This is a genomic window from Marinobacterium profundum (assembly GCF_001528745.1).
Taxonomy (GTDB): domain Bacteria; phylum Pseudomonadota; class Gammaproteobacteria; order Pseudomonadales; family Balneatricaceae; genus Marinobacterium_A; species Marinobacterium_A profundum.
In genome coordinates this window covers 1-16968 of record NZ_BCNS01000155.1, presented here as the reverse complement: position 1 = coordinate 16968, position 16968 = coordinate 1, and the positions used below count along the sequence as shown (strand labels likewise).

The 16968-nt window shown below is 57.8% G+C and carries 15 protein-coding genes and 1 riboswitch; of the genes, 6 read left to right on the top strand and 9 right to left on the bottom strand.

Annotated features, from left to right (window positions below; genetic code table 11):
* Positions 1 to 26: 26 nt before the first annotated feature.
* Both MPRO_RS18350 and MPRO_RS18345 read right to left on the bottom strand, forming a co-directional pair.
* Complete coding sequence (locus tag MPRO_RS18350; RefSeq protein ID WP_067296360.1) at positions 27 to 1412, bottom strand: L-serine ammonia-lyase; 1386 nt, start codon at positions 1410 to 1412, stop codon at positions 27 to 29.
* Between the two features lie 50 nt (positions 1413 to 1462).
* Complete coding sequence (locus MPRO_RS18345; protein WP_067296358.1) at positions 1463 to 2779, bottom strand: mechanosensitive ion channel family protein; 1317 nt, start codon at positions 2777 to 2779, stop codon at positions 1463 to 1465.
* A gap of 391 nt (positions 2780 to 3170) precedes the next feature.
* Between MPRO_RS18345 and MPRO_RS18340 the strand changes: the two genes are divergently transcribed.
* The 4 genes from MPRO_RS18340 (at position 3171) to MPRO_RS18325 (ending at position 6547) form a co-directional block, all read left to right on the top strand.
* Positions 3171 to 3791, top strand: coding sequence for a helix-turn-helix domain-containing protein (locus tag MPRO_RS18340; protein WP_067296355.1), 621 nt, complete (start codon positions 3171 to 3173; stop codon positions 3789 to 3791).
* Positions 3792 to 4096: 305 nt separating this feature from the next.
* On the top strand, positions 4097 to 5227 hold the full coding sequence (gene gcvT, locus MPRO_RS18335) for a glycine cleavage system aminomethyltransferase GcvT (protein ID WP_067296352.1): 1131 nt from the start codon (positions 4097 to 4099) through the stop codon (positions 5225 to 5227).
* Positions 5228 to 5345: 118 nt separating this feature from the next.
* The gene (locus tag MPRO_RS18330; RefSeq protein WP_067296349.1) at positions 5346 to 5825 is read left to right on the top strand and encodes a hypothetical protein; all 480 of its coding nucleotides are present in this window, start codon (positions 5346 to 5348) and stop codon (positions 5823 to 5825) included.
* Positions 5826 to 5927: 102 nt separating this feature from the next.
* Positions 5928 to 6034, top strand: a riboswitch (SAM-I-IV-variant riboswitch).
* A gap of 84 nt (positions 6035 to 6118) precedes the next feature.
* Complete coding sequence (locus MPRO_RS18325; RefSeq protein ID WP_067296347.1) at positions 6119 to 6547, top strand: hypothetical protein; 429 nt, start codon at positions 6119 to 6121, stop codon at positions 6545 to 6547.
* Positions 6548 to 6585: 38 nt separating this feature from the next.
* Here the strand turns inward: MPRO_RS18325 and MPRO_RS18320 are convergent, their stop codons facing one another.
* From MPRO_RS18320 to yciA, 4 genes are all read right to left on the bottom strand, one after another.
* Positions 6586 to 7380, bottom strand: a complete 795-nt coding sequence (locus MPRO_RS18320; RefSeq protein ID WP_158651867.1) for a TraB/GumN family protein — start codon at positions 7378 to 7380, stop codon at positions 6586 to 6588.
* A 173-nt stretch (positions 7381 to 7553) separates the two neighbouring features.
* Positions 7554 to 8855: a D-alanyl-D-alanine carboxypeptidase family protein gene (locus MPRO_RS18315; RefSeq protein ID WP_082708959.1), complete on the bottom strand. Its 1302-nt coding sequence runs from the start codon at positions 8853 to 8855 to the stop codon at positions 7554 to 7556.
* Positions 8856 to 9006: 151 nt separating this feature from the next.
* Positions 9007 to 10254 (bottom strand): tRNA-queuosine alpha-mannosyltransferase domain-containing protein, encoded by a 1248-nt coding sequence (locus MPRO_RS18310; RefSeq protein ID WP_369406744.1) that lies wholly within the window; start codon positions 10252 to 10254, stop codon positions 9007 to 9009.
* Positions 10221 to 10691, bottom strand: a complete 471-nt coding sequence (gene yciA, locus MPRO_RS18305; RefSeq protein WP_082708958.1) for an acyl-CoA thioester hydrolase YciA — start codon at positions 10689 to 10691, stop codon at positions 10221 to 10223. The genes MPRO_RS18310 and yciA overlap by 34 nt, the downstream gene beginning before the upstream one ends.
* A gap of 211 nt (positions 10692 to 10902) precedes the next feature.
* Between yciA and MPRO_RS18300 the strand changes: the two genes are divergently transcribed.
* The gene (locus MPRO_RS18300) at positions 10903 to 12708 is read left to right on the top strand and encodes a DEAD/DEAH box helicase (RefSeq protein WP_067296338.1); all 1806 of its coding nucleotides are present in this window, start codon (positions 10903 to 10905) and stop codon (positions 12706 to 12708) included.
* 294 nt (positions 12709 to 13002) lie between these two features.
* Here MPRO_RS18300 and alr read toward each other — a convergent pair whose 3' ends face one another.
* The 3 genes from alr to MPRO_RS18285 all read right to left on the bottom strand — a co-directional run bounded on the left by alr (position 13003) and on the right by MPRO_RS18285 (position 16086).
* Positions 13003 to 14085, bottom strand: coding sequence for an alanine racemase (gene alr, locus MPRO_RS18295; RefSeq protein ID WP_067296334.1), 1083 nt, complete (start codon positions 14083 to 14085; stop codon positions 13003 to 13005).
* 131 nt (positions 14086 to 14216) lie between these two features.
* Positions 14217 to 14606 carry a RidA family protein gene (locus MPRO_RS18290; protein WP_067296332.1) on the bottom strand — a complete coding sequence of 130 codons (390 nt, stop codon included), beginning with the start codon at positions 14604 to 14606 and terminating at the stop codon, positions 14217 to 14219.
* A 211-nt stretch (positions 14607 to 14817) separates the two neighbouring features.
* Positions 14818 to 16086, bottom strand: coding sequence for a D-amino acid dehydrogenase (locus tag MPRO_RS18285; protein WP_067296330.1), 1269 nt, complete (start codon positions 16084 to 16086; stop codon positions 14818 to 14820).
* Between the two features lie 139 nt (positions 16087 to 16225).
* On the opposite strand from MPRO_RS18285, the gene MPRO_RS18280 reads away from it, so the two are divergent.
* Positions 16226 to 16738, top strand: coding sequence for an Lrp/AsnC ligand binding domain-containing protein (locus MPRO_RS18280; RefSeq protein WP_067296326.1), 513 nt, complete (start codon positions 16226 to 16228; stop codon positions 16736 to 16738).
* Positions 16739 to 16968: the final 230 nt, after the last annotated feature.

Genomic DNA, 16968 nt, shown 5'->3' with positions numbered 1-16968 from the left:
CTTATTGTTCCCAGACTGAAGGTTGATTAACAAGCCACCACATTGACGGCCAGGCCGCCGGTGGAGGTTTCCTTGTACTTGTCCTGCATGTCGAGGCCGGTCTGGCGCATGGTCTCGATCACACTATCCAGCGATACATGGTGTTCACCCGTACCGCGCAGCGCCAGACGCGCCGCATTGATGGCCTTGACTGCCCCCATGGTGTTGCGCTCGATGCAGGGCACCTGCACCAGACCACCAATGGGATCGCAGGTCAGACCCAGATTGTGCTCCATGCCGATCTCGGCGGCGTTTTCAATCTGGCGATTGCTGCCCCCAAGCACGGCACAGAGAGCACCGGCGGCCATGGAACAGGCCACGCCTATCTCGCCCTGACAACCGACTTCGGCGGCCGAAATAGAGGCATTTTTCTTGTACAGCATGCCGATAGCGGCGGCGGTAATCAGGAAGGTCTTGATGCCCTCGGCGCTACTGCCCGGTACGAAGCGATCGTAATAGGCCAGTACCGCTGGAATTACGCCAGCGGCTCCATTGGTGGGCGCGGTGACGACACGCCCGCTGGCGGCATTTTCTTCGTTCACGGCGATGGCATAGAGGTTGACCCAATCGAGCACCGTGAGGTGATCCTTGATGCTGCGCTCGGGGTGGTTGACCAGTTCCTGCCACATGTCGTGGGCACGGCGCTTGATACGCAGCCCGCCTGGCAGCTCGCCGGTGTGCTTGCAGCCTTCGCGGATGCAGTCATCCATCACCTGCCAGATTTTGAGCAGGCGCTGGCTGATTTCTGCATCTTCGTAACGGGTGCGCTCGTTCTCCATCACCAGCTCGGCAATGCTTAGGCCGGCTTCATCACCGTAAGCCAGCAACTCAATGGCATTGTTGAACGGGTACGGTACTTCGATGGATTCATCCTCGACACCGCGCCCCTGATCATTGGCCTCTATATCACTGAGCACGAAACCGCCACCCACCGAATAATACACATTGCTGTAGAAAATTAGCCCGGCAGCGTCCAGCACTTCCAGGCGCATGCCATTGGGGTGTTTGGGCAGCGACTCGCCAAAGTGAAAGCGCAGATGGTCGGCTTCGCGAAACGGCACCGGCACTGTTTTGCCCAGCAACAGGCTGCCGCTGCTGCGGATCTGCGCTATTAAATCGTCAATAGAGGCAGGATCCACAAGGTCGGGTTGTTCACCCAAAAGACCCAGCATCACGGCGGTATCGGTGGCGTGCCCCTTGCCGGTCATGGCCAGGGAGCCATAGAGACTCACTTTCACGGCTGCGACCCTGTGCATCAGGTTGCGCTCGGTGAGCTCGGCCACAAAGCGGTTAGCCGCTACCATAGGCCCCACCGTATGGGACGACGAGGGTCCAACCCCAATTTTGAACAGATCAAATATGCTCAGTGCCATCTCGTCGCCTGCTACATCTATAGTGAGTAAAAAGTTTCTGCTGCCCCTGCTCAGGACACCCCAGACCCCGTCGGATTCAGTACCCTGACTTCGCGCTGCGGGAACGGAATTTCGATATCGTGTTCCTTGAATGCATCCCAGATCATCAGCAGCAGATCTCCGCCTACGCGGTTCTCGCCGTCATCAACCCCTTCCATCCAGAACTCCACCAGGATATCCACGCCCGAATCACCAAAACCGCTGATCTCGGCATCCGGCCGCTCCTCGATGGGCACCAGCTCGCCGCTGATCACCCGCGGGTGACTGGCGACCACAGTGCGCAGCAGGTCAAACAGGAAATGCAGGTCGGTGCTGTAGGACACTTGAAATTCCAGTGCATAACGCTGCTTGACGTTCTTGTGTGTCCAGTTGGTAAAGCTGCCACTGATAAACTGCTCGTTGGGCACCATGATGTCTTTGCCATCAAAGGTTTCCAGCGTGGTGGATCTCATGTTCAGCTCGCGGATCATGCCTTTGCGGCCATCCTCCATCTCGACGTAGTCACCCACGCTAAGCGAGCGCTCCAGCAGCAGGATAATGCCGGAGATAAAATTCGAGGCGATGGACTGCAGGCCAAAACCAAGCCCCACACCCAAGGCACCCCCGAAGACCGCCAGCGCCGTCAGATTGATGCCCATGATCTGCAGCAGCAGAATAAAGACAATAAAGAAGAGCGCGATCTGAAACAGCTTGGCAAAGACTTCCCGCGTACCCGCATCCAGATCCTGCTGGCTACGGATAATCTGCTGACCGGCGGTATTCGACAGCCGCCCGAGCCAGAACAGTACCGATCCAAAAATCAGTACCCGTACCACACCGTAGGCCGACACCTGAATATTGCCAACCTCGACTGAAATGCTTTCAAGGTAGGCGATCAAGCCATCGAGCCAGCCAAAAATATGCAACAGGGCTATGGGCAGAAAAACCCAGGATGCCAGGGTGCGAAAAAATTTTTTCTCAACAAAACGCTTTATGAGCGAGTAGAGCATGAACACAACCGCGAAGCTCAAACCCAGCCGTACCAGCCAGTTCTGACCGAACAATTTCTGGCTCAGATCGGCGGCAATCGACAGCATCAAAATCAGCATCAGCGGCAGCAACAGGTTGCGCGACGCATAAATCTGCAGCCGCAATCGCAACAGGGCCCCCTGCAACGGGCGCTTTCTCAACAGCGGCGAATGACTCTTCAGGTAGGCCGCGAACGAGTAACCCACCAGCAACGCGATGGCGATAAGTCCGATCTGGGAATAAAAGGTCGGGCTACTCAGCCATGCCAGCGATGCCGACAACATCTGCTCAAACCTGTTTATGAACTCATCTATGTTCATCAATGCTTTCCTGCCATGTCCTGGGAGTTGAATCGTTGCGTTAATGCCGCGGTACAGCTAACAGTATGATCGGCAAACACCCAGAAGGCGAAACAGCAACTCTTCGTGCCTGACACAGGCTTAGCCCCAGAGAGCAGTTAGACTAGCAACAGAGTTTCCAAAAATCAAAGAAATATTTCCTATTGGAAACTTAATTCCCTTTAGTCGGAGTCAATCACCAGCAGCGGGCTTTCTTTCCAACATCTGACAGCTTGTGTACTATCGGGGAATTATAAAATTAGACGCCGGTTTTCATTCCCCCTGCCCGCCCTGCCGCTCGCCCCACGCCGCCCACAATGCGCGGCCGGGCACCCTGTCAGCGTGCAGACCCGGCACTCAAGAGTGAATGTTCATGTCTGACCAGACCCAGTCTCCACCCGAGCTCCACGTAAGTGCCACCAGCCACGAAGCTATTGTTGAGCCCCTGCAGCTGGGCAAGCGCGTGCGCGAAATCCGCCTCAGCCAAAACCTCACCCTGGAAGAAGCCAGCAAGCGCACGGGGCTGGCACGCTCGACTCTGTCGAAAATTGAAAACGAGCAGATTTCCCCCACCTTTACCGCCGTCAACAAGCTGGTAAAGGGGCTGGGAATCGATATACCGCAGCTGTTCTCCCAGCCCAGCAAAAGCCGCAGCAGCGGTGGCCGACGCGATATTACGCGCTGCGGCGAGGGCAAACCCCGCGCCACCCCGACCTACGAACACGAGATGCTGGCCTCCCAGTTGACCAACAAGAAAATGATCCCGTATAAGACCACAGTGCGGGCCCGCAGCTTTGATGAATACGCCGACTGGGTGCGCCACGACGGCGAAGAACTGCTCTACGTGCTCAGTGGCAGCATCCGCTTTTATACCGAATTTTATGAACCCATCGACCTGGCCGAAGGCGACAGCGCCTACTATGACTGCGAGATGGGTCATACCCTGATATCCACCAGCGAAGCAGACGCCGTTATCCTGTGGGTCACGGCCTGAGTCTGAGCGCCCACTCTTTCAGGCCGACTTCGCTGCTATACTAACTCCCCTTATTAGCTTGCCAGACTGACGCCCAACCTATGGGCGGCGGCCTTTTCCCCACTCTATTTTGATTGCACCACTGGGGCACAGGCGACGCCTTGCTGCGTTCTTACGACAGCGCGGCACCATTTATGTATTGCAATCGACCTAATGATCCGCTAATTTCGTTTCCTATTGGAAACTTAGTTTATTCGAATTCGCATGGGCGAACCTATACCGCCCGGCACCCGGACAGCCAACACATCTTTGATACGGAGCACATCATGGCAGAGCAACCCAACAGCGCCCTGAAAAAGACCCCACTCTACGACCTGCACCTGGAGCTTGGCGCCAAAATGGTGCCCTTTGCCGGCTACGAGATGCCCGTGCAGTATCCACTGGGTGTAAAGAAGGAACATTTGCAGACGCGAGAACAGGCAGGCCTGTTCGACGTATCCCACATGGGCCAGGTCATGCTGACAGGCGCAGGGGCTGCCGCCATGCTGGAAACCCTGGTACCGGTGGATATCATCGACCTGCCCGTAGGCAAACAGCGCTATGCCATCTTCACCAACGACCAGGGCGGCATTCTGGACGACCTTATGGTTGCCAACTGGGGTGACAGCATCTACGTCGTCGTCAATGCCGCCTGCAAGGAACAGGATATCGCCCACATGCGCGCGCACCTGCCTGAAGGCGTCACCCTGGAAGAACTGGATGACCGTGCTCTGATCGCACTGCAGGGCCCCGCCGCCGTTACTGCGCTAAGCCGACTCGCTCCCCAGGTCGCCGATATGGTGTTTATGGACAGCGGACGCATCAGCATTGATGGCGTCGAATGCTTTATCAGCCGTTCGGGCTACACCGGCGAAGATGGCTACGAAATATCCATCCCCGCCAGCGATGCCGACCGCCTGAGCCGTTTGCTACTGGCGCAGCCTGAAGTCGACTTTATTGGTCTGGGTGCCCGTGACTCGCTACGTCTGGAGTCCGGACTGTGCCTGTACGGCCACGATCTGGACACCAACACCACGCCGGTGGAAGCCAGCCTGCTGTGGGCTATCTCCAAATGCCGCCGTGCAGATGGCGAACGTGCCGGCGGTTTCCCCGGTGCCGACATCATCCTTGGCCAGATCAGCAACAAGGACAACAGCCGCAAGCGCGTGGGCATGATTGGCGAAGGCCGCGCACCGGTACGCGAAGGTACCGAACTGTTTGATGCCGACGACAACCGTATAGGCGTTGTGACCTCCGGCACCTTCGGCCCCAGTGCCGGCGCCTCCATCGCCATGGGCTATGTCAGCATTGAAGCTGCCGTGATGGACAGCACCATCTTCGCCGAAGTACGTGGCAAGAAACTGCCAATGCGCATTAGCAAGATGCCCTTTGTCGAGCAGCGTTACTTCCGAGGTTAAAAGCAGAGGCTAAAGAACCAGGTTCAGAGCAGGGATGAAAGGCCGCGGATACATGATCCGCGGTTAAAACCCTCGCTAAAAACCCGCGATCCACCCGCATCCAGACGAGAACGCCCGCATGAATGCCGCCGTCGAAATACCCAACCCGCTCACTCAACTTGAGCTGCACTGTGCGCCCGATGCCAGGGGCCTGTCCCTGGCACTGGCAACACTACCTCTGGTTGACGAGCTGGCACTGGAGTGCGACGCCGACGGCGCTCTGGTGATTGCCCTGGGCAATCTTCTGGGCCTGGAGCGGCCCCTGGCTGTGACCGAGCTGCAGCTGTGCACAGCGCCCGACGGCAGCAGCTTCAGTGTGCTGGCACTGGACAGCGGCAACTGGCTGATCATAACGAGCAGCGATGCCATAGTACCGATGCAGCAGCTGCTTGAGCGCCACTTTCACACAGTAACGCCCGGCGCCAAACCGGGCTCTGCTAAAGTGCAACACAGCAGCGGCAGCCAGGGCACGGCATTCTGGCTGCAGCCCGGTGAGCGCTGCCAGCTACTGTTGCGTCAGGCCAGCGCCCGCCGTCTGATGGAGCAACTGGGGCAATAGTTACAGCAGGTCGCAAAGGCCGGCTAGCCGTAAAGGCAAACTGGCACAATTTCATCCTTGCGTTATTTGTTTTGAGCAGTTAAATTTGCTCGGCGTTACGAAGTTTTGCATCACGAGAAGGGCTGACGTCCTCGCCAACCTGCCAACCTGGGCAAGGTGGTTGCCGCTAAGCGGCGATGCGGTCTATACCGACAACAAATCAGGTATCCGCACTTTATACGTCAGCTCTCATGAATGAGTCTTGAAAGACATGCCACTGCGGCAGGCCTTTCGTTAAAACATGGGAGCACGGCATGTTCGAAGCACATTTTAACACCCTATCTGAAACCGCAGCGCCTCGCTGGGCCGAGCCTGCGCGCGACTGTCAGGCACAGCGGTACGCTGACACACCAACAGATACGCTGGCAAATACAGCACCACAGATACAGCAAACCCCGGAACAGGGCCTGACCCGGCGTATCCAAAGCCTGCACCACGCATGCCCACTGCACGTCTGGGCAGCACCCGGCAAACGCAAGGATGCCAGCGGCCTGGTGCATGAGCACTGGTTTCTGTATATCGAATACTGCACCAGGAATGGTGCGCGGATCTGGCAAAAACTGGAACGCGCCCAGGCCGACTATAACCTGGACGCGCTCTTCGCACTGGCGCTGCAGGCAGAGCTGCCGGGCATTGATAGCGAAGGCACCCGCGCCTGGCTGAAGATGCACCGCGGCCACTGACCCCCAGCTACCGCAGTGCCGCTGTTACTCCACAGCGGCTATTGCATCGCCTCAACCGTAAAGCCAAGCCCCCGCGCCCTGGACAGTAGTCCCTCGGGGCCCACCAGATGAGCCGCACCGACCAGTACCAGCTCTGTTTGCGGACTATCCAGCAGCACTTCTATCTGCGACCACCAGAGCCGGTTACGCTCCAGCACCAGGGTGCGATAAAGCGGTTCGTAATCCAGCTTCAACTGCAGCACCAGTTCGTCGTACAACACGGCCTCGTCACCCCGGCGCCAGGCACCAATCAGGGTATCGAGCATGGTGCTGTCGACTTCCAGCTCGTCGATCACCTGGGCCATAAAAAGGTCGGGATCCTCCTCCCCCATCGAAAACAGATACTCCAGATGCTGCTGAATGGTTTCGAGCCCAATCACCGGCTTGCCGTCTTCCAGCGCCTGACGATACAGCCGCATGTCGACACCTTCTTCAGTGGCCCCCAAACGCATCATTTCGATACCCAGCAACGTCAGAAATACGCCTGAGGGACGCAGCGGCTGCAACATCTGCGGCGCCAGCCCGCGACTGGCGGCATAGCGCTCCAACCGCTGCCAGGTTGATTCCGCCAAATGCTCCGACAGCTTGCCGCCATCTCCATAAACCATTCCCTGTGCAATCTGGCCTTGCACCTCTGGCTGATCCAGACCACCCAGATCCGCCTCAAACAGCAACACTTCAGACTGCGCATAGGCCTCATCAAACACCTCCGGCAGTGGCAAGTCCCCGGGCCTGAGCATGTGTACAGTAGCCCCCAGATAAAGCACACCGGAATCATTTGTAATGCGCCACACGGGGCTTTGCGCCCAAAGTGGCGGCGCGCACAATAAGAGCAACGCCATCGCACACTGTAGCATCCCGCCCAATCCAGTCTTCATCATTCTTTGCTTCACCCGAAGCCTCCCGCAGCGATCGATTTGCCTCACCCTACCCGAAAATGCGCCAGGACGGAAAGCCAGGCTGCGAATCAGCGCTTGGCGTAACCCGGTAAATTAAGCATAAAGGGTGGCTGGGCGACACAATCGAGATTTTTGGCTCGCATCCGCAGACAAACCGCGCCGACGTTATCACGCTTATATCCGATCAGCAGCGCCTTCCATGAAGTGCCATTTTCCATATCCCGTTCCAGATACAGCGGGCGACCGCCTTCCAATCCCTTGCCCAGCTGCGTCCTTGCCGCCGCTACCGCACGCCGCGCCTGGGCCTTATCGGGATAAATCCCCAGCAGCAGACCCCAGCTTTCAATCGGCCAGATCGAGGCAACCTGCTGCCCACTCGAAGACCCCCGCTCACAGCCGCTACGCCCTATAGCACCCTGCAGGGCAACGGACTGCAGCTCTGCCCGCTGCATAAATGGCAGCCCCTCAACCAGAGTGCCGGATTCTGTGCCTGAGGCGGCAAAACCCTCATCCAGCAACTGACGTACCTGCTTATCCCGCGCCGCCCGGCTATTCGCCCCCAGCACCACGGCAATCAGGCGCCGGTTATCACGCAGGGCCGAAACCGCAATGTTGTAGCCTGCCGCACAGGTGAAACCGGTCTTGAGACCATCCACCCCCGGATAGCGCCCCAGCATACCGTTGTGAGTATGCAAGGTGCGGCCCTTGTACTGAGTCGAGCGAGTTGCAAAAAGCGCGTAATGCAGCGGAAAATCCTGCATCAGGCGCCAAGCCAGAATGGCCTGATCCCGCGCCGTGGTTATCTGCTGCGCATCCGGCAAACCACTGGCATTGCGATAACGGGTGTCCGTCATGCCGAGCAGCTGCGCCCGCGCCGTCATCTGCTCGGCAAAGCCTGACTCACTTCCTCCCAGCGCCTCCGCCAGCACAACCGCAACATCATTGGACGACACTGTAGCCAGCGCCTCCATTGCCTGCATCACGGTGATTGTAGTTCCCGCACTCAGCCCAAGACGCACGGCAGGCTGCGCCGCCGCCTGACGGGATACCGGTAAGGCACTATCCAACGCCAGCCGACCCTCATCAAGCGCTTCGAAAGTCAGGTAAAGCGTCATGAGCTTGGCCAGTGATGCCGGATACCACTGCTGATCAGGCCCCTCCTGGCGCAGAATTTCACCACTGGCGGCATCCACCAGCAGCACTGGGTTGCCAGCCCGCGCGACTGGCATCGCACCAAGCAGAAAGGCTAACAGCAAGGAAAATGGCAGCACAAATCGCAGCGTACTAAAGGATACGGAGACAGGCACTGCAGAACGGAAATGAGCAGAGTCACACACACTGGGACAAGACAGTAACGCTTTGACGGGCATGGTAATTCGACCTCCCCCGACCCCATAGCCAAAAGGCGCTCGAGGACAAGACCGCAGTGATTTAAAGGATGCCTATCAGCATAGGCTATCCAAGGCAGCCAGGGCAGAGGCGAAATCAGCTATCACACAACCGCCTTGCAGGAATCACCGCTCACAGGAAATCAAAGCACGGCCCAGGACCTGCTGCGGTCTGCGCCAGCGCGAGCATTTCAGCCTCATAGGCCGGCTTAAGCTCACGCCAGGCAAAGCGCTGCAGCGACAGCGGCGCGGGGAGGACAGCCGTGAGATTCAGCCGCGCGCGGGCCTGTCGCTCTATCAGATCGGCCGCATGACTCGCTTCGGCCTTCAGATCACCAGGGACACTGGCATAAAGCCCGGATGACGGCACTAATTCGGGATACACCAACCGGTTTGGCAATACCGGCAGACAGCCCGCCGCCAGAGCCTCAAGCACCGCCAACCCCTGAAACTCATGCTCGGCCGTGGACAGCACCAGATCCGCCGAGCGCAACCAGGCCTGATACTCGGCCCGCGTCTCGGCAAAGCCGAACTGCACCAGCCGATGCCCGAAGCGAGCACCAATTTCGGCAAATTCGGCCGGCGTATGTCGAAAGCCCTGCCCCAGCAAACAGAGGCGGTAGTCGAATTTTCGCGCTTCAAGCACCTGCAAAATGGCCAACAAACGACGCGGTCCCTTGTCATACTCCCAGCGCGCCGACCATAGCAGGCGCACCGGTGCTGATGAAGCGCCAGCTTCATCAGCACCGCTGTCACCGCTTCCGTCAACAGATCTGCTCCAGCGCACATCGAAACCATCTTCCGCATTTCCAGGCTCAAAGCAACTGTCCGCCAGCGGAACCGGCAGCACTGCGGAGCGCTCATCCAGCAGCTGCACTATGCCAGGCGGCACCTGATCCGGCAGCTTTTTCAGTAACGCAGCCGTGCCCGCCAGAAAGGAGTCACGGTTATAGGCGGAATTAAACAGCACCCGGTCAGCCGCCAGCGCCGTGTATATATTGAGGATCTTAGGCTCAACTGCCTTGAAGGCCCGCTCGGACTCGGGATAAGCAAACTGGTTTTCGTGAAAATACACCAGGGTCGGCACCTGAGCCAAAGCCGGCACCAGGCCGCGCAGCGCCGACAGATCGGTCATGGAAGTGGCCAGTACCAGATCATAGGGGCGCTGCAGCGTTTCGCGCTCGTTAAAGGCCCAGCTCAGACTGTTGCCCCGGATGCGCCAGGAAAAGTAGCGCGGCGCCAGGGTCAGCAGCGTCCAGTCCCAGTGCGGCATGCCAGCCATCAGCTGGCGATACCAGTGCTGATGGCTGGCCGCATCATAGGCCGATAACAGCAGTATCCGCACGATCAGTCGCGGGGGATCGGGCGCTTGGCGCCGCACTCGTCAATCGCCACATAGGTAAAGACAGCTTCGGTAACCCTGAAATGCGGCCGACTACCTTTCTCGCGACTCAGGCGCGGACGCACCCAGACCTCCAGGTGCAGTGCAACCGAGGTATTACCCTGCTGCTTCACCGCTCCGTAACAACAGACTACATCACCCACCTGCACCGGACGGATAAACTTCATCGAATCCACCGCCACTGTAACAACAGGGCCCGCTGCTATCTGCTGCGCCAGGATGCCGCCGGCTATGTCCATCTGAGACATGATCCAGCCGCCAAAGATATCGCCATTGGTGTTGGTATCGGCGGGCATGGCCAGGGTGCGCAACAAAAGGTCGCCACCGGGCTCCCCGGGGCTGATGGACTCCGATAAGCCGGGCCCTGTGCTCTCGCCTGCACCCTGCTGCGGGCTCTGCTTGTTACTATTGGCCATCTGCTACTCCTATTATCAGGCTCAAAAGCGCCCAATGGTGCAATCCAGCGCCGCATTATACGCACCCATAGCTGTAGCGTCCTGTATTTGCAGGCGCCACGCGCACAACGATAGACTTGTAATACCGTTTTTTGTATAATATGCGACCTTTTCCCCCATCCAGATTCTGTGCCCCGCGCACCGGGTCTCAGTTTCATAGGTACTTCAATCCATGTCAGATGCTGGTGAACAGCTCTCCTTTACCTCTCTCGGTCTGTCCGAACCGGTGCTCAAAGCACTGACCGATGTCGGTTACGAAACTCCATCTCCGATTCAGGCGGCTAGTATTCCGTTCCTGCTTGCTGGCAGAGATCTGCTGGGCATGGCACAGACCGGCACTGGTAAAACCGCTGCCTTCGCACTGCCGCTTCTGTCCCGTTTGGACACTACACGTCGCGAACCCCAAATGCTGGTACTGGCGCCTACGCGCGAGCTGGCCATCCAGGTTGCCGAAGCTTGCCAGACGTACGCCAAGCACATCCCGGATTTCCATGTTCTGCCGATCTACGGCGGCCAGGCTTACGACACCCAGCTGCGCCAGCTTAAGCGTGGCGCTCAGGTAATCGTCGGTACGCCAGGACGCGTTATGGACCATTTGCGTCGCGGCTCACTCAAACTCGACACACTCAGCGCCATGGTGCTGGATGAAGCCGACGAAATGCTGCGCATGGGCTTCATCGACGATGTCGAATGGATCCTCGAGCACACGCCCAAGACCCGCCAGATTGCTCTGTTCTCGGCCACCATGCCGCCGCAGATCAAGCGCGTTGCACAGAAGTACCTGAACAATCCTGAAGAAATCCGGATTGTCAGCAAGACGTCTACTGCACCGACCATCACGCAGAAGTACCTGCGCGTCAGCGGCCATCACAAGCTGGAAGCTCTGACCCGCATCCTCGAAATCGAATCTTTCGAGGCCATGCTGATCTTCGTTCGCACCAAGTCGGCTACCGAAGAGCTGGCCAGCAAGCTGTCCGCGCGCGGCCATGCTGCCGAAGCCCTCAATGGTGATATTTCGCAGCAGCAACGTGAGCGTATTGTCGAGCGCCTGAAAGGCGGCAAGATCGATATCCTCGTGGGTACCGACGTTGTTGCCCGCGGCCTGGACGTTGAACGTATCAGCCACGTGCTGAACTACGACATTCCCTACGATACTGAGTCCTATGTGCACCGTATCGGCCGTACCGGCCGTGCAGGACGCAAGGGCGAAGCCATACTGTTCGTGGCACCGCGCGAAACCCGCATGCTGTACGCCATTGAAAAAGCCACCCGCCAGCCGCTCGAGCGCATCGAACTGCCAAGCGTGGGCGTGATCAATGAAAAGCGTGTAGAACGTTTCATGCAGCGCATCAGCGACACCCTGGATAGCGGCGAGATGTCCACTTACCTGGATCTGCTGACCGCGTACCAGAAAGAACACGACACCGATCCGATGCAGATCGCTGCCGCGCTGGCTGTACTGGCTCAGGGTGAAACACCGCTGCTGCTGGACGAACGTGAAATTCCGCAGCCGCGCGAATACAAGGACGAGCAGCCGCGCGAGCGCCGTGGACCGATCAATGTTAATCCGACAGCCCGCCCGCTGAAGGATCATCCTGAGATCGAAATGCAGCGCTTTGTTGTCATGGTTGGCCGCAGCCACGGCGTTATGCCGAAAAATATCGTCGGCGCTATCGCCAACGAAGCCAACATGGCTGCCAACCTGATCGGCCAGATCGATCTGTTCGACGACTACAGCACCGTTGACCTTCCAGCAGGCATGCCCGCCAAGGTTATGCAGGTTCTGAAGAAAGCCTTCGTGTGTGGTCAGCGCCTGAACATTCATGCAGCCGGCGAAACGCCTGACGCTGCTGATCGTGGCGCCCCTTCACGCGGCGCACGTCGCCCAAGCGGCCCTAACAAGGGTGCTCCCAACCGGAGCCGTAGCAGCAAGCCCCGCGAAGGCGCAGCTCCGAACCGTCGCCCCCCGCAGAAATAACACCCCTGCACCCCGATAGCCGCCCAGCAATGCAGCGGCTGTCGGGATGCAGCTAAGCGGCTGACGAAATTCAAGACCCAAGAGACAGCGTAAATCACGCTATCTCCGGCAGCAGCATTCAGTTTAGAGGCACCAGCCTCTAAAGCAAACGCCAAAGCCACACAAAAAAGCCCGCAACCGGTAACCCGGTCGCGGGCTTTTTCATGGGCAGCTTTTATTTAGGTATATATCAGCAGAACCTGCATGGGCAGCGCTAATAAACGCCCTACCCTGCAGACACCCACCCAGAAGCCATCAGGCGTTGTGATATTCCAGCGCCACTCGACGGGTAAGACAGGTTAGCAAGGTATAGGGAATGGTATTGCAGAACTGCGCCACCTCCGATACCGGCAGCTGTGGCCCCCAGAGCTCCACCTTATCGCCAATTTTGGCATCGGCAATGTCGGTAATATCGATGGTCATCATATCCATGGACACACGCCCGGCAGTCGCCGTACGCTGACCATTGACCACCACCGGCGTACCACTGACGGCATGACGCGGATAGCCATCACCATAACCCATTGCAATAGTGGCAATACGGCTCGGGCGCTGGCAGATAAAGCTGGCGCCGTATCCCACTGCATCACCCGCATCCAGATCATGAATGGCGATGATTTCGGTACTCAGTGTCATGGCCGGCTGCAGTTTGGCAGCCTCGCCCTGCGGCACCTCAAAGGGTGTCGCCCCCCAGAGCATCAGCCCTGGACGCAACCAATCGCGGCGCGCCTGGGGCCAGGCCAGAGTGGCTGGCGAGTTGGCCAGACTGTGGGGCGCATCTATGCCCTCCACCGCCTGATCAAAAGCAGCAATCTGACGCTCGGTGATATCGAGTGACAGATCATCAGCACAGGCAAAGTGGCTCATCAGGGTGATTTCCGCCACCTGGGGCAAGGCGCGCAGACGGGTATAAGCGGCATGAAAGTCGCGCGGCGGGATACCCAGGCGATGCATGCCCGAATCCATCTTCAGCCAGACATTCACCGGTGCTGGCAGATCGGCGGCGGCCAGAGCATCAATCTGATGTTCACTGTGTACCGCGATCCAGAGACCGTTGCGGGCAATATAATCCAGCTCACTGGCTTCGAAAAAACCCTCAAGCAGTATGATCGGCTGTTCGATACCGGCGTCACGCAGCTCCACCGCCTCCTCAATACAGGCCACGCCGAAGGCATCTGCCTCAGCCGCCAGCGCCCTGGCCACCCTTACGGCGCCATGACCATAGGCATTGGCCTTGATGATAGCGGCCGCACGGGCATTGGGGGCCAGCGAACGGGCCAGGCGATAATTGTGACGGATGGCGGCCAGATCGATACTGGCCTTTGCTGCACGACTCATACTCATTCCTCCGAATGCCGGTTAAGCTGCAAACAATCCGGGCCAGCCAGAAGCCGAGCCCAGACAGGTAGCAGCCTGTCAGACTTAACACTGATCTACTGCGGAAAAGCCCGACAGGCTGCTGGCGGGATTTACTCGCCGGTTACCATGATGGCTTCAACTTCAATGTCCACAGCCTTGGGCAGCTGCTTGACTGCATAGGCAGCGCGAGCTGGGTATGGCTCGCTGAAGTAGCGGGACATCACTTCGTTCACCTGGGCAAAGTTGGCCAGATCAGACAGCAGGATGGTGAGCTTGACGCAATGATCAAGGGATCCACCGGCTTCTTCAGCGATGGCCTTGAGGTTTTCAAATACGCGTACGGCCTGAGCTTCAAAAGAGTCGTTCACCACTTCCATGGTGGCTGGGTCCAGCGGAATCTGGCCAGAGATGTACACGGTGTTACCCACCTTGACAGCCTGGGAGTAAGTGCCGATTGCTGCAGGGGCTTTCTCGGTGTTGATAATGCTACGGTTAGCCATGTCGCTTCCTTAGGTACTATTAAGTACTAATGAGAGGTACTGATTTGTTAATTGCTATTGTTCAGTGACACTGATACACAGATCATCAGCGGGACACTTAGGACTGCAGTCGCGGCGGAGGAGTCCGTGGCTGCAGGCCTAAGTGTCCTTTATTCGGCGCCAAAAGTCAGCGACGACGTTGCAGCAAAGGCTGCAACGTCGCCCACTAAAATTAGCCGGCGTAGGCGAAGGGATAACGGTCGATACCCAGCCCCACAGGGTCGATATCGGTCTTGTTACCGCTCATCAGATCAGAGACAAACTTGGCCGAGCCCAGGGACATGGTCCAGCCCAGGGTGCCGTGACCTGTGTTGAGATACAGACTCGGGTAGCGGGTTGCACCCAGGATCGGCGTGCCGTCCGGTGTCATCGGGCGCAGGCCGGTCCAGAACTCAGCCCGTTCCATGTCTCCACCACCACCGAACAGGTCGGACACCACAAAGTTAACATTGGCGCGGCGCTTCTCCGGCATCGACAGGTCGTAACCGGCCAGTTCTGCACTGCCGCCGACACGGATACGGTCGTTGAAGCGCGTTACCGCCACCTTGTAGGTTTCATCCATCACTGTGGATACAGGTGCGCGACTTTCATCAATGATCGGCAGCGTCAGGGAGTAGCCTTTCACCGGGTAGATAGGCGCACGCATATCGATTTGCTTGAGCAGCATGGGACTGTAGCTGCCCATGCAGACCAGATAGCGATCGGCCTTCATCACGCCGGCGCCGGTTTTCACGCCCGCAATGTCGCCCTTCTCCATGATCAGACCATCGATCTGGGTGTTGTACATGAACTTCACGCCCATGGCTTCGCAGCGTGCCGCCAGTGCCTGAGTGAACTTGAAACAGTCACCGGTTTCATCGCCGGGCAACTGCAGGCCGCCCACTATCTTGTCCTGCACGTACTGCAGCGCGGGCTCCTTGTTGACGCAACCCTGGCGATCAAGCACAGCGAAAGGCACACCCAGCTCGCGCAGCACGTCGATGTCCTTGCCGGCACCGTCTACCTGCTTCTGGGTACGAAAGACCTGCAGCGTGCCACCGGTACGGTGTTCGTAATCGATATCGATAGTCTCGCGCAGGGTCTTGAGGCAGTCGCGGCTATACTCGGCGATGCGAACCATGCGCCCCTTGTTGACCTGATATTTGCCTTCGGTGCAGTTGGCGAGCATCTTGCTCATCCACTCGTAAAACTGAAGGTCCAGCGTCGGCTTGATCATCAGTGGTGACAGATCCTGCATCAGCCACTTAACGGCCTTGAAGGGTACGCCAGGCGCCGCCCAGGGAGCCGAATAACCAGGCGATACCTGGCCTGCGTTGCCAAAACTGGTTTCCATGGCCGCCGCGGACTGACGGTCAATCACCGTAACTTCATGACCTGCATTGGCGAGATACCAGGCACTGGTAACGCCCACAACACCACTACCGAGAACGACTACGCGCATTTGGCTACCCTCTGGTTATTTTTCAATCTACTACAAGAATATGTATTGCAGTATAGGGGATCATTCTCAGAATTTTTTTGCGTTTTTACGCTTTTAGCGGATAATAATCTGCCTATAAATACAATCACCGGAAATAATTATGGAAACCTTCGGCAGTGGTCAAAAAAAGCGCAAACTTGACCGAATAGACATGAACATTCTGCGCACCCTGCAGTTCGAAGGTCGTATTTCCTATACAGAACTGGCGGATCGCGTGGGTCTCTCCACCACCCCCTGCATGGAACGGGTGAAGCGACTGGAGAAAGACGGTTATATCGAGGGCTACTACGCCCGGGTCAATCCTGCTGCACTGGGCTACAGCATGCTGGTATTTGTCGAGATCGCCCTGTCCTACCAGTCACCGGATGCATTCGACAGCTTTAACAAGGCCGTGGCCCAACTTCCCTATATTATGGAATGCCATCTGGTGTCTGGCGACTCGGATTATCTGCTCAAGGCGCGCATCCGCGACATGACCGAATACCGCGAACTGCTCGGCGAGATGCTGCTGACACTGCCAGGGGTGAAAAACTCGAAGAGCTACATTGTTATGGAAGAGGTAAAGGAATCGCTGGCGCTGCCCATTGATATCAACAAGCCCCGCACTTACTAACGAGAAAAGGTCTGTTAAACAACAGCCACCATTGCACGGCAGCGACCACCCACACTGAGGCCTGAGGAGAAAGGTGCTAGGTGCTAGGTGCTAGGGGCTAGGGGCTAGGGGCTAGGGGCTAGGGGGAATAAAACAGCAACGCAGCGCCAAAGCGCTACGTTCGTTAAGGCTAGTGCACTTTAGCGCAACAAGAGTAGCGGGCTGCGGGTGTTGTTAAGCATGTTGCGGGT